Annotated in this window: 3 protein-coding genes; 1 reads left to right on the top strand and 2 read right to left on the bottom strand. The window is 66.0% G+C overall.

Going from position 1 to position 14,669, the window contains the following annotated elements:
* Positions 1-48: 48 nt before the first annotated feature.
* The gene (locus tag ACIPSJ_RS51030; protein ID WP_401357118.1) at positions 49-588 is read right to left on the bottom strand and encodes a hypothetical protein; all 540 of its coding nucleotides are present in this window, start codon (positions 586-588) and stop codon (positions 49-51) included.
* 107 nt (positions 589-695) lie between these two features.
* Positions 696-7,589: an RHS repeat-associated core domain-containing protein gene (locus ACIPSJ_RS51025; protein ID WP_401357115.1), complete on the bottom strand. Its 6,894-nt coding sequence runs from the start codon at positions 7,587-7,589 to the stop codon at positions 696-698.
* Between the two features lie 864 nt (positions 7,590-8,453).
* On the opposite strand from ACIPSJ_RS51025, the gene ACIPSJ_RS51020 reads away from it, so the two are divergent.
* A complete protein-coding gene (locus ACIPSJ_RS51020; protein ID WP_401357112.1) occupies positions 8,454-14,375 on the top strand; it encodes a LamG-like jellyroll fold domain-containing protein in 5,922 nt (1,973 codons plus the stop codon).
* The last annotated feature ends 294 nt before the right edge of the window (positions 14,376-14,669 follow it).

Genomic DNA, 14,669 nt, shown 5'->3' with positions numbered 1-14,669 from the left:
ACGCCTCGGGAGCCCCACCGGGAAACCTCCGGTGGGGCCTCTCTGCCATCAGACCAGGGCGGGACGAAGCGGATTGGTTGGATCCCATTCAGAGCTCCATGCCATTTCCGCTCCACGGGCATGGAAAAACTTCCTCTCCGACGGATAGATCGGATACGCTCCGACGATTTCTACGAAATCATCAGCATCCCTGCCCGGCAAGGCTGCAAGGTTAATCCCCTGCTCCAAGTGCAGCCTAGGTTCAGGCGATCCAAGCAGAAGGCTACTCAAGCCCGACCCTTCAACATATGGCTTTTCATATCCGATGACCATCCCCGACACAAAGGGACACAAGCCGCGCAATGCAGCCACGGTGATCGCCGGGACCATAGCCCATTCCCGATTACCCGAACGCATGGTGATGCAAAGCTCACGCCCGAAGGCCGGCGAACCGACCAGCGACGAGAGTCCATATGTGATACCGGTAATAAGCCCCGACTTGGGCCTATCCGCAAACACCACCGAGTAGACCCGCCCATCGGCTGGGACACGCGGTGTGACCTCACGAACTTCTGGAGCAGCACCAAGAGCCGAGCTCAAGCGCTCCACGAAGCGATCGAACCGCTCAGAACTACCAGACTCAGTCACCTGAGCTCTACCTTTCCCATGCGGTGAGTGAGACGACTCTCCCCCGGAATCACCCCACCCCGACAGCATCACGGAGAATGTATCGATCCCGGAGGCGCGAAGAAATGCCCGTCGGCCGCATCCCACCATTCTGTCAAATCGTGATCAATATAGGAATTGAATTCATCGAACCGATCCGCCGGAATCCTCCACTCAGTCAACCCCTCGGTCAGCCCCATTGAATTCTCAAGCGGGAATTCCTTATTGCCGAACGCCTCTCGAAAGCCCGGCTTCATGGTGAACACATGCATCCCGAGATCATGACCATTTCCTGCATAATGAGCAGCCCCCTCCGGGAGATTCGAGAGGTACGCGGTCGGATGATCACCACCATGGTTGGCCGCATTCAGCCCATTCGCCTCACTGGCCCTGTTACCCGTCCCCGGAGATCGATACAGGACCACCGGATCATTGGGGCAACCAGTATTGTGAACCAAGATCGAGACGCCGCCCGCCACCACATAGTACGTGTGGAGTTGCTCGACGGTGAGGTTCCAGCGGTTTGCCGTGCCGGAGGTGGGATGGACGGCGTCGACGTAGGCGTGGCCGTTGGTGGCGGTGTTGAGGGTGTCGCCGTGGTGGAGTTTGCCGGCGGGGACCCAGGTGTGGGTGGTGTCGTTCCAGAAGGGGTGGTTGGCGGTGGTGTGGAGGGTGGCGGTTTGGCCGTTCTTGGTGCGGATGGTGAGGTCGAGCAGGTCGTGGTCGTGGTTGATCCACACGTGCTGGACGGTGCGGGTGCCTTGGTGTTTTCCGGTTTCGGGGTCTGCGGCTTCGACCTTGTCGCCGGGTTTGACGTCACGGATGGGTTTGGTTTTGCCGTTGGCTATGAGAACGAGAGTGGCGGGGGCGAAGCTGCACTTCACCGGTTTGGCCACGGTTCTGGCTTCTGCGGCTTCGGCTTCGACCGCTTCACCCTCACCGCGCGTGACGACGAGCGAGGCCGCGTCGAACAGCAGCTTTCCGGTGCCTTCGGCGGTTCTGCCGTGGGCGAAGTCGCCATAGATCTCAGACCCGCGACCCACTACCGCATTGGAGGCGGCGAAGCTGGGGTCGATTTGAGAAAGCAGCGATGTGCAGTTGTCGCCGCTGGTGAAGCACTGCTTGTCTGATTCGTACTGGAGGTAGGGGGACGCCACCATGTTGACGATGGTCTTCTTGGCCTGGTCGACCACGGTACTGACCACGCCACCGAACCAGCCCCCGAGGCCACCACTTCCGTGACTCGTGGTGGTGGCTTCCGTCGTCGACCCGCCACCGGTGCTCACGGTGCCAGGGCCGCATTCATTCCAGCCGCCGCTGCACTGGGTACCGTCGGAGTTCACCCTGATGGTGCCGGTCGGGTCGCTGCCTGTCACCGGATTGCCGGCGGCATAGGTGTAGCCGCCGAGTTCCTGAGGGCTGGAGGCTTCGAAGATGGGGTCGGCGCTGATGAAGCTTCCGAGGTTGGGGTCGTACTTGCGGGCGCCGACGTCGGTGTAGCCGGTGTTCTTGTCTTGTGGTTTGCCGAGGTAGGAGTGGGTGGGGTCGGGCCAGGTGACGGTGTTGGCGCTGGCTCTTGGCTGTCCGTAGGGGGTGTACTGCTGGCGGGCGACCTGCTGGGTGCTGGCGTCCATCGCCAGGGTCGACGTGCCATGGGCGTCGTTGAAGAGGTACTTCACTCCCCCGCCGGAGAGACTGGAGCTCATGGCGACGGGGGAGCCTGTGCCGCCGTGGCTGTACATGCGGACGGCGCCCAGCAGGGTGTTGGGGGTGACGCTGGTGTTGACGACGATCTCGGTGTCGCCGGCGAAGAGGGTGGTCTGGCCGGGGTCGCGGCGGATGAGCTGGTTGCCGTCGGCGTCGTAGAGGTACTTGGTGCTCGTGAGGGTGGCGCCGGTGGTGTCCACCTGGGCCAGGTGGCCCTCGTCGTCCCAGGTCAGGGTCTGGCCGGGACCGGTGGTGGGGGTGCGGGTGTGCAGGTTGCCGTCTTCGTCGTACCCGAACGTGGTCGGGTTGGTGCCGCCGGTGGTGGCGGTCAGGGTGTGGGGCTGGGCTCCCGTGGAGTTGCAGTTGGCGATGCAGCCATCGGCGTAGGTGGTGGTGACGCTGCTGGCAGTGGTGCCGATGGCGTGGTCGATGCTCTGGTGCCGATTGCCGATGGCGTCGTAGTTGAACGTCTGCCAGTAGGAGCCAGCCGTCGTGGTAAGTGTGCTGCTGGTCGGCGGGTTGACGCTGCAGTTGTTGGCCGTCCAGGCATCGGTGAGCCGGTCCAATGTGTCGTAGCCGTAGCACTGCTGGTCGGTGACGGTGTTGCCGGTCTCCGACTGCTGGTCGATGGTGGAGGTGGGGTTGCCGGAGGCGTCATAGGTGTAGTTGGTGTCGTCGACCGTCGGGCCGGGCGCCTGGGTCCGGCTGACCACTCGTTCCTTCAGGCGGAGGGTCTGGTCGTCGTAGTCATAGGTGACCGTGGCCGTGTTGGTCGAGGCTCCCATGGTGACCCGTGACGGCTGACCGTAGTCGGTGTACACGGTCCCGGTAATGACGAAGGTGCTGCTTCCCGAGCCGGTCGGGTTGCCGAGTACGTCGCGGTCGTAGGTGATGGTCTCGTTGCTCAGGCCCTGGGCGCGGGGGTCGGTCTGCGAAGCGAGCAGTTGGTCATTGGGCGTGTAGGAATAGGTTGTTTTGTAGATCGAGGGCAGCGGTGCCTCGGACGCCGGCAGCGTGATCTGAGTGCCTGTCGGCTTGCCTAGGCTGCTGTAGCCGGTGGTGGCGACCGTGTAGCCGCCGGTGGTGCCCTGGACGTAGCGGGTGGAGGAGGTCGGCAGGCCGATGCGCAGGGTGTCGTAGGTCCAGGACGCGAACTGGAAGTTCGACTTGGCCTTGTCCGTCGCGGTGAGCTTGCGGCCCAGGAGGTCGTAGGTGTAGTCGAGTTCGACCTGCTTGGCGTCGGTGGTGGAGATCAGGTTGCCGGCGTCGTCGTACCCGTAGCTGCTCCCGCCCGTGTCCGGGTCGGTCTGGGACTTCTTGCGTCCCAGCAGGTCGTAGTCGAACGTCCAGACCGTTTTGTCGGGGCCGGTGACCTGGTGCTGCTGCCCGGCAGCCGTGTACTGGTAGGTGGTGGCCGAGGTGGTGCCGCCGGTGGCGGTGAATCCGGCGGTCGCGGACCCGGTCAGTGTGGGCGGGGCGGTGTACTGGTCCAGTTCGGTGGTCTGGCCGCGTGCATCGACCAACGTGGTCGAGGCGACTCCGCCCTTGGGCGGCAGGACGGTGGTCTTGTCCCCGGTGTAGGCGGTGGCCGTACTCCAGGTCTTGAGTCCGTTGTGTTCCTCGGTGACCAGGCCGGCGCGGCCCTGCCCGTCGTAGTCGGTGACGGTGGCGTCAGGGATGGTCACCTGGGAGACGGAGATCAGACTGCTGCGGGGGCTGCCCGAGACGCTGTAGTTGTTGTTGGTGACGACCGTCCAGCCGTGGGAGTCGTACTGGGTGTCCGTGACCGCCGTGCTCGAGTTCTCACCGGTCTTCTGAACCTGCAGGGGCCGCAGCAACGCGTCGTACAGCGTCTCGCTGGTCTGGTAACTGCCATTGTCGAGAAGGGCATTGGAGGCGACGACCGAGGGTGCCGACTGGGAGATGCTGTAGGTATAGGTGGTGTTCGCCGGCGCGCTGTTGGCTTTGATCTCGTTGGGCAGCCACACCCCGGTCAGGCGGCCGAGTGCGTCGTAGGTGAGCGAGGTGAGCTTGCCGGCCGCATCTGTCTTGGCGGTGGGCAGCTCCCGGGACGGGTCCAGGGTGCTGCTGGCGAGCTGGCAGTCCTTGGACGAGACGGTGACCGCGGAGCAGTCCACGCCGGGCGTGACCTGGGTGACGGTCGTGCTGCTGGTGGGCAGCGCACCGCTGGCCGGGGTGTAGGCGGTGAAGACGGACTGGGCGAGGCTCTTGCCGTCCGGTGACGTGGACTTGGGGGTTCGGGTGACCTTCGTCGTGCGGCCGTAGGAGTCGTAGGTGGTGGCGGTCTTGTCGACGAAGGCGGTCGCGGTGGCGCCGCTCGCGGCAGATGCTCCCTGGACGAGGGTGGCGTCACCGGTCTTGGGCAGGGCGGGATTCGTCTGCCCGTCGCCGTCGTAGGCGAAGCCGTTGCTGTCGTAGGACGTGCGGGTGTCGGAGATCAGGGTGCCGCTGGGGGTGGCACCCGCGGTGGAGCAGTCCTGGGCCGTGGTGAGGGTCTCGGCGGCCAGCACCAGGGTGTCGAGGCTGCCGGTGAGGTAGTGGTTGTAGGTGCACTTGGCGACGTTGCCGCTTGCTGTGGTCTCGCCGCGGTCGTCGACCTGCACGGCCATGCCCGTGGTCGACTTGCCCAGAGCGGTGTTGTAGAAGGTGTCGGTCTCGGTCTTGCGCCAGCCATAGGAAACGGCCTGCCGGGTCAGCGTCTTGGCAGGGCGGGCCATCTGCGCCGTCAGGTCCGGCAGACCGCTGCGGGTGCGGCTGGCCGTGGGACCGATGATCGTGGGCACATTGACCACGGCCTTGTCCAGGCTGCCCGTGGCACTGGCGTAGGTGTCGGTCTCGAAGGTCTGCCCCGCCAGCGCGTTGTCGTCGGCGACCGAGGTGGCACCGTCCTGGCTGGTCAGCGCCGGAACCGAGCGGGTCTTGCCGCCGGGCAGGGTGTCGCTGTTCATGCCCAGGAAGTAGTACGTCTTCGTCAGCGTCTTCTGGTCGTGCCCCGCGACACCGTCCGTCTTGTGGAACACGGTGGGGTCGCCGGTGGTGACGTCCACTTCCGGATAGCCCCGGAACTGGCCCCAGGTGCGGTTCTTCGCCTTGACGGTCTCGTTGTCGTCGTAGTGCCAGCCGGGGTTGCCCTTGTAGACGTAGTCCGTCTCCAGCTTGGGCTGGGTGCCGTCCTGGTAGGAGTTGTTCGGGTCCTCGGTGACCACCGAGGTGACCTTGTACTTGTAGAACCAGTCCATCCACGGCGCGGGCTGTCCGTCAGGGGTCCAGTACACCGGGAAGCAGGACAGCGTGTTGGTGGAGGCGAAGGTCTTGGCGACCGCGTCTGTGGGGTCGTTGGGGTCGCTCGCCGGTGCTTTGGAACAGTCGGGGCGGTCGTAGGTGACCGTCGTCTGCGCGCCGGCCTCGCTGGTGACCACCTGGATCCGGTCGTGGTACATCAGCGGCATCTGCGGGATCGTCCCGACCCTGTTGGGCAGCTGCAGCGGCGGGTCGAAGCTCACCGCCGGGGTGGAGGAGCTGCCCGAGGCGCCGCCAAGGGTGTCCAGGCCGGTGCGTTTGATGGAGTCCAGCCACAGTGTCGGGGCGTGGTCGCCGCCGTCGGGGAAGGACTGGGTGAAGGTGTACTTGTCGACCTGCTGGGTCGCCCCGCCCGATTGGATCTGGGTGGTGATCGAGGTCAGGCGCTTGCGGGACCAGAAGCTCGGGCCGTGGTTGGTGCAGTTCGTCGAGCCCGAGGCGCAGTTCAGGTCCACCGGTACGTCCGGCCAGTACGCGGCGTTGGCCGTGGTGAACTGAGTGTCCGCGCACGTGTTCCCGGACGGGGTGCCCGGGATGCAGCGTTCGGCCGAGGCGTCGAAGACGATCTGCTCCGGCGCGGTGGCCGAGTAGATCGTCGAAGCGGTCATGCCGTAGTCGATGCGGGACACGGTGCCGCCGCGGATGTACGCGACCGCGGTGTTCTTCATGTCCGCGCCGTAGTAGCCCGTTTCCGGGGAGTAGTACCAGGCGGTGGCGTTGCTGTGAGTGTCGACCACGTAGTCGAGGTTGAAGCGGTAGCCCAGCGTGCAGGAGGTGGCGGCGAAGTCGGTGCTGTCCGGGCAGTCGGAGATGCCGCTGTGCGCGTGGTAGACCGGTTCGGTCCACACCGACTTCGTCTCGTCCTTGCCGCTGGTCCAGCCAGGCAGGCGGTTGCGGCCGAAGAAGTACTGCACTCCTCCTTCGGTGACCTTGAAGTACTCCCCGTTCTTTGTACCGTTCGTGGCGCCGGTGAGGTCCTCGATCTTGATGGTGGAGCTGTCGTCGGCGGGGTGGAACGTCTTGGTCGAGTCGTCGTAGACGACCTCGGTGGACTTGCCGTTCAGTGAGAGGGTGAGGATCTGCCCCGCCCAGCACTGGTCGCCGTCGTTGTCCGGGGCCCCGGACGACGAGTCGTCCTTGCAGGACTTGTACGTGCGCTCAACGTAGTTCTCCGCCGAGCTCCAGCCGTCGCCCAGCCATGAGGACTGGTTGTTCGTCCCCTCGGTGCGCGCGTCCTGGCTGGAGGAGTTGTAGAATAGATCGACGTTCGGGACCGTGCCGCCGATCGCTGGCGGCACCGAGATCGGATAGCTGTAGGTGAACGCACCGGTGTTGCCGGAGACCGACCAAGAACCGCCCGGTGACAGGCTGGTCGCCGAGTAGTCACCCGACGAACCCGACGAACCCGCGGCCGCCGCCATGACCACCATCGCACCGGACGACGCCGTCGCCGAACGGGCCGAGCCGACGACATTCGACGCCACCGGCCTCGGCCCAGGAAGAGTGACCTGGGCGGACAGTGGTGTTCCGGGGGCGGTGCGCACCGCACTCTGGGTCTGGCACTTCGCCAGCTTCGGCGTGGTCAGCGCGCAGGCGGGCAGCTGAACCAGGTGCAGGCGCGAAGCAAAGTCACCGCCGAAGGCGTAACGGAACGAGGAGTCATCAACCCGCAGGTCGACCTTTCCGCCCCCAGCACTGGTGCGCTGGAGAGTGAAGAGCACACCGTGCACGCCGACGGTCTGTGCGGTCTTCTGGTCCAGCACGGTCACCCGCACCCGCTGCGATCCGGTGAGGGCGGCAGCTTTTGACCCCGCTCCTGCCACGTCACCCAGCAGTACGGGCGTGCCCTTGGCCCGCACCTCGGTAGCCTTGGCTGCCAGCCGCGCAGAAGCGGCGCGGACCGGCAGAGTGACCACGGAGCTGCCCGCCCCGGGTAGCTTCGCGTGACCGCCGGGATCGAAGTGCTGGAAACGCTTCGAGGTGGAGCCCCACCCGGGTCTGGAGTGGACCAAGGGCACCCGCTTGTTCTGCGGTGCCGCAGGAGCCGTTGCGTGCCGCTGCTCAGAGGGTGTTGCCGCGGCGACCCCGGCGGGCAGCAGGCCCACCATCAAGGCACCGGCCACCACCGCTGCCGTGTGCCGAACCCGCCGCGTCGTCCAAGCCGCGCGACCGCGTCTCCGCCCCGATATCCGCGCCATGCTGTGCGTCCCCTCCCCGGTCCCAGACCACCCAACTTGCTTGCAAATTAGGTGACTTGAGTGCACGCCACAGCGGAGGCACACATTGATCACATCCCCCGCACACGATCACGCTAGGGCTTGACCTCAACCCCGAAGGCAAAGCGTTCCCAGAGGAAAAGCAAAGGAACTCCACAGCCTGGACCGCAAGTTGGTCTGTAGTCGCCAAAAGCGGACCCTACGCGGGCACTTGTCGATCAATTGACGATGGACCGCCTTCACACCGGCCCCACAGAATGCACAACGGCGCGGGGCCCACGGGGGGAACCGCACGACACCTGCGAAGGACTCCGACCCCACATGTCCGCCTCTCGCACATCTCCGCATGCCAGACACCCCGCGTCCAGACCGATTGCGGCGTTCGTCGTCGCAGCCCTGGCTGCCGGATCGCTGGCCGCCATCGCACCCGCCCACGCCGGGCCGCTGGATACGCCAAGTTCCTCCTCCAAGGCCACCTCGCAGCGCGACGACTCGCGGTCCGTCACCCGCAGCCTCAACGCAACAGAGTGGGCGTCCCAGCAGGCGAAGGCCACTGGCCAGCCGGTGACCATCGACTCGCTCACGGGCACCGGTACGCAGGTGGTGGCCAACCCGGACGGCACCTTCACCCGGACTGACTCATCCATGCCGCAGCGCGTACAGCAGCAAGGGAAATGGGTCCCCATCGACACCACCCTGGTACGGCACGCCAACGGGACCTGGGGACCCAAAGCCGCCGTCACGGACGTGACGTTCTCCGACGGCGGATTCGGCGCACTTGTCACCATGCGCAGCGGGGCCGACAGGCTGGGCTTCTCCTGGCCGACCGCCCTGCCCAGGCCGGTGGTCTCCGGTGACACCGCCACCTACCCGGACGTGCTGCCCCAGGTCGATCTCCAGCTGACCGCGGACGCCTCGGGCTACTCCTCGATCCTGGTGGTCAAGACCCCCAAGGCCGCAGCCGATCCCCGACTGAAGAGCCTCACGCTCAACACTGCCTCGTCCGGCCTCAAGCTCTCCGCCACCCCCAACGGTGGTGTTCAGGCCACGGACAAGCACACGAGCGAGACCGTCTTCCACAGCGACACCGCGCTGATGTGGGACAGCGCAGGGCAGAAAGCCACGCACACGCCCCTGGCACACACCAAGACCGTGTCGTCGGCACGAGCCGAGCACCAGGCGTCGGGCAAGGCCGGCGGCCACCGCGCCCAGGTCCGCGTGAACCTGAAACCGCGCAAGCAACTACTCGGCCTGGACAGGAAGTTGCTCTCCTCCAAGAGCACCGTCTACCCCGTCTACGTGGACCCGGAGTGGAGCGGCAAGCCCTCCCAGCTGGACTGGGCCCGGATCTCCGACAACGGGTGGAACGTCTACAACTCGACGTCCACCACAGGCGCCACCAACGCGCGCGAAGGGTGGGACAACAACACGCCGGGCAACGGCGAACGGGCCCGCACCTACTACCAGATCAACACCAGCGGCATCAAAGGCGCCGTGGTCAGCCACGCCTCGCTGTACGTGAAGCAGCTCTCCGCCGCCTCCTGCTCCGACACCCCCGCCGCCGTCTACGGCACCGACCGCCCCGCAGGATGGAGCTCCTCCAAGCTGTACTGGGGCAACGAACCCGCCAGCCGTACCGGCGCACTGGGCACGAACCCCAAGAGCCACGAGGCCGGCACCTGCCCAGTCACCGACGGTGCCAACTCCTGGGTCAGCCCGCCCTCACTCGAATTCGACGTGACCTCCCGGGCCCAGAGCGCAGCGGCCGGCAGCTGGAGCAGCATGACGCTGATGGTCCAGTCACCCGACATGAACGACGCCTCCCAGTGGAAGCAGCTCGCCTACGGCGGCGGCGCCACCATGTCGGTCACCTACAGCTACCGGCCCAAACTCAAGAACGGCACCGGCACCCCAGCCATCAAGCCGTCCACGGTGAACCTGGGCAAGACAATGACCACCACCCACACCCCGACACTTTCCGCCCGCGCGGTCAACCCCGACCTGGCCGGGGGCAGCGAGCTGGTCCGCATCGAGTACAACGTCTACAACTCCTCCGGCACCCTGATCCACCAAGGCTTCGGCCCCAGCACCGACTCCAAGAAACGCGCCCGGTACAACACCAACGGCAGCGACTGGACAACCCCGAGCCTGCCCGACGGCACCTACACCTGGAAGGCCACCGCGCAGAACGCAGCGGGCTACTGGGCCGGCACCGGATCAGGAACATGGACCAAGACCCAGACCTTCACCGTGGACACCCTCGCGCCACCCCCGCCCACAGTGACCTCCAGCCAGTTCCCGGCAGGCCAGATCGGCGCCGCCTTCGGCGACAAGGGCACCTTCACGCTCGGCAACAAACACACCAACAACATCACCGGATACCTGTTCGCTCTGGACGCCACACTCGGCAACACCGTCTACAGCAGCAGCAACGTCATCCATTTGACCGCCACGACCAAGATCGTGCCGGGCCAGGCGTACTACGTCACGTCGGACAACGGCCCCGGTACCGGAACGTCGGTCGTCAACGGCAGCGCCTCCCCCTCCTTCGCCCCTGGCACCACAGGTCCTCACACGCTGTACGCCAAGGCGGTGGACCAGGCCGGCTCGACCTCCGTCCAGACGTCCTACGCCTTCTACGCCGGCACCAGCACCCCGACCTACGCCTACGGCGACAAGATGATCGCCGGGTGGACGGCGACCAACACCGACGGCACCACCACAGCCGTACCCAAAGCGACTACCACCACCAAGGGCGGCCAGCTGATCAGCCAGGCCGCTGGCAGCGGCTACGAGTTCGCCGACGGCTACCAAGCCTGGCTCGCCAACAAAAGCACCACCTCGAAGGTCGTCTCCGGCGACAGCGCGACCTTCAGCTTCGACATCCCCAAGGACGGCCCCTGGAGCTTCGGAGTCAACCTGACCAAGGCCAAGGACTACGGCATCTACCGACTGGTCCTGGACGCGGGCAAGAGTACCCAGACAACACTGCTCAGCGACTACGACGCCTACAGCTCCTACACCACCACCCACTTCGTCGACCTCGGCATGCCCAAGGACGCCAACGGCCAACTACTCACCCTCAAACAGGGTGTACACACTCTGACCCTCACCCTGACCAGCAACAACTCCAAGTCGGCCGGGTTCCAGGCGGGCATCGACGTACTGCGACTCGCCCCGGCGCTGACCTGCGCGATCAACGACACCAGCAGCTGCCTGAACAACACCGCGACGAGCACCTTCACCACCACGACCAGCCCGGCCGACGCCGACGGATCCGGCAACAGCATCAACTCCGCCGACCTGACGAGTACCTCCGGCTGGCAGAGCGGCAAGACAGTGACCGTCGACGGCGCCACCATCACCCTGCCGAAGTTCGGCACCGGCACCTACGACAATATGCTGGCCTCCGGCCAGACCGTCACCCTGCCGGACAGTGGCATAGTGAACACCGGTGACGCCCTGGTATTCCTCGCCTTCGCCACCGGCGGCGCCGCCACGGGCACCAACGGCACCATCACCTACGCCAAGGACAACTGCCGCCCAGGCGGCGACCCCATCCAGCCCTACCAGCTGGACACTGTGCCCGAGTGGCTCAGCGGCCCCGCCTCAGCTGCCGCGCTCACGCTGGTCCACGAGAACCATCACGACAACACCCAGACCAGCCCGGCTGCCGGGCCCAAGATCTACGCCATCAGCGTTCCGCTGCAATGCCCGGGCTCGGTCATCAGCAGTATCTCCCTGCCGCTGTTCACCAACGGCGTTCAGCAGAACCAGCCGGCCTTGCACATCCTCGGGATGGGCATACGCCCGATGGCCCTCACCAGTAGCGGATCCAACACCCAGCACTGGGTCGGCACCTGGTCCTCCGCCCAGGACACCGCCAAGGTGCAGCAGTCCGGCGGCACCACGGCCATTGCCAACGGGAAGCAGACCCTGCGCATCCCGGCACACGTCAGCATCGGTACCGACGACGGCAACGGTGTCCGCATCCACCTGTCCAACGCCATGGGCACCACACCCGTGACCTTCGACGCGGCCTCCGTGGCCCTGCAGGACACCACCGCAGGCGGCGCCACGACAACTGCAGCACCCGCGGCGCTGGCCTTCGGTGGTCTTACCTCCGTCACCATCCCTGCAGGCGCCGACGCCACCAGCGACCCCGTGAGCCTGGCCGTCGCACAGCAGGGAACCGTGCTGGTCAGCCTTCAGGTGCACGCCTCGGTCACGGCCCTGCCCGGTCACGCCACGGCACGGACACCCGTGTGGATCAGCGACGCAGCCAACCGGACTCTTGACACCTCAGCCGCGAACTACACGCAGACGACGTTCACCGGCCTTCCGTACCTGACCGGAATCGACGTCACCACCCCCACCTCCACTCCTACCGGCGCGGTGGTCCTCTACGGCGACCAGAACATCAACGGTGACACCGCAGGCACCAGTAGCAGCCCCTACCATCTCAGCGACGCCATCACCAACGCTCTGGTCAGCGACACCAACGGGGACAACTCCGTCGACTACGGCGTACTCAACGCGGGAACCAACAGCACCAGCCTGAACAACAACCAGCTGCCGCAGATCACCTACAGCGACAGGCCGGTCAACGCGCTCAACCCCCTGGACCGCAACGTCCTGACCCAAGGCAATGTGCGCACCGTCCTCGTCTCCACCGGCGCCACCGACCTGCTCAACTGCACCGGTAGCGCCGACGCCTGCGCCAAAAGCGTCGAGAGCGGACTGACCTCGCTCAACAGCCAGCTGAGCTCATATACCACCGACGACGGGCAGCCATACGACGACCATCAGTCGGTGACGGAGAACTCCAACATCACCGTCTACATCACCACCATCCCACCGTTCACCGCCGCCCATCCAGGCACGGCGACGCAGGAAGCGGCACGCGAGCAGGTCAACAGCCAACTACCCGACCTCTTCGGGGGCCAGGTCATCGACTTCGCCGCAGCAGTCTCCACAGACGGCACAGCTACATCCTCCACCGTCAAAGCCGCCGACCTGACCAACGGCACCCCTTCCAGCACCTATTACGACGACCTGGCCGCCCGCTACCTCAGCGACACGAACAACACTGATGCCATCGCCATCGCGCCAAACCTGATCGTCCCGGTCTCCACCGGCAGCGACACCCCCGACAACGAGTGGGAGCTGGCCGCCGACGGCACCGACCAGCGCGGCGACAACCCGTTCACGGCGGTCGGCGGGGCGACCTTCAACGCTGCGGGACCCGATGCGCTCAACGCCCCCGCCGCCGCCACCTCCTTCGACGGCAGCACCGGATTCCTGGAAAGCGACCACACCGCCGTCAACACCCTCGCCGACTACACCGTCTCCGCCTGGGTGAAACTCGACTCGGCAGCAGGCCCCGCCACCGCCATCTGCGAGGGAACCAGTCAGCACCAGGCGTTCTACCTCGGCTACGACCGCGGCAACCAGGGCTGGATGTTCCAGACCACGACCACCAACGACGACAGCTCCGACTTCCCCACCGCCGAAGGAGACGCCGGCACCGGAGCCCTCGGCACCTGGACCCACCTCCTCGTCACCTACACCGCACCCGTCGACGGCGACGACAGCACCGGCGTCATGTCCATCTACCAGAACGGCACCCTCATGGGGACCGCCACCAACCTCACCCCGCAGTACGACTCCTCCATGCCCCTGACCATCGGCGGCTGCGTCAACGACCCCGCCGCGACCTCCCCGTACAACGCCTTCCCCGGCTCCGTCTCGGACGTCCAGGTCTACCCCTACGCCATGACAGCGAGCGACGCCGACGCGGGCAGCGTGATCGTCCCCAGCGGCTGGCAGAACGGCATGCCCGAGGACGACTGGAAACTCGCCGCCAACGGCACCGACACCGCCTCCCTCAACCCCCTCACCCCGACCGGCACCGCCACCTTCAACACGGACGCACCCAGCGGGATGTCCGGCAGCGTCGCCTTCGACGGCAGCACCGGCTTCCTCAAGAGCAAGCAGAGCGCGGTCAACACCCTCGGCGACTACACCGTCTCGGCCTGGGTGAAGATCAACTCAGCACTCGGCACCACCGCCGTCTGCCAGGGCACCACCCAGCACCAAGCCTTCTACCTCTCCTACGACAAACCCAGCGCCGCCTGGATGTTCCAGACCACCACCACCAACGACGAGAACTCCGACTTCCCCACCGCCGAAGGCGACCCCAACAGCGGCCCGACCGGTACCTGGACCCACCTCGTCGCCACCTTCCGGGCACCCGTCCCGGGAGCCACCACCACCGGAAACATGGCCCTCTACCAGAACGGCAACCTCATCGGAACCGCCACCAACCTCAGCCCCCAGTACGACTCCTCCCTGCCCCTCACCATCGGCGGCTGCATTAACAGCGCCTCCGCCACCACCCCCTACCTCGCCTTCCCCGGCTCCGTCACCGACCTCCACGTCTACCCACGCACACTCTCGGCGACCGAAGTCGGCGCACTGCACTGACACCCAGCACCGATCCAGGGCCCGCGCCGACTCCTTCAGGAGCAGCGCGGGCCCGCCCATGTCCGCGAACCGAGCGCCCGACTACGCAACGAGACAGCCTTCCTCCCCACCCTCTCTGTCACTCTGCGTTCCTGTGGTGGCGCTCGATACGGACCGAGCGTCAGCGCGACCACTGAGCTGGCCACTGCAAGCCGTGGGGAGAATCTGGGGGGAATGAACCGCCTTGGGGAGCGCGTGGGGAGAACCGACTTCGTAACGCGACCCAAGCCTGAAAGACCGCGGAAGATACATCGA

This window comes from Streptomyces sp. NPDC090088 (assembly GCF_044747345.1).
Taxonomy (GTDB): domain Bacteria; phylum Actinomycetota; class Actinomycetes; order Streptomycetales; family Streptomycetaceae; genus Streptomyces.
This window is presented reverse-complemented; position numbering and strand designations above follow the sequence as displayed.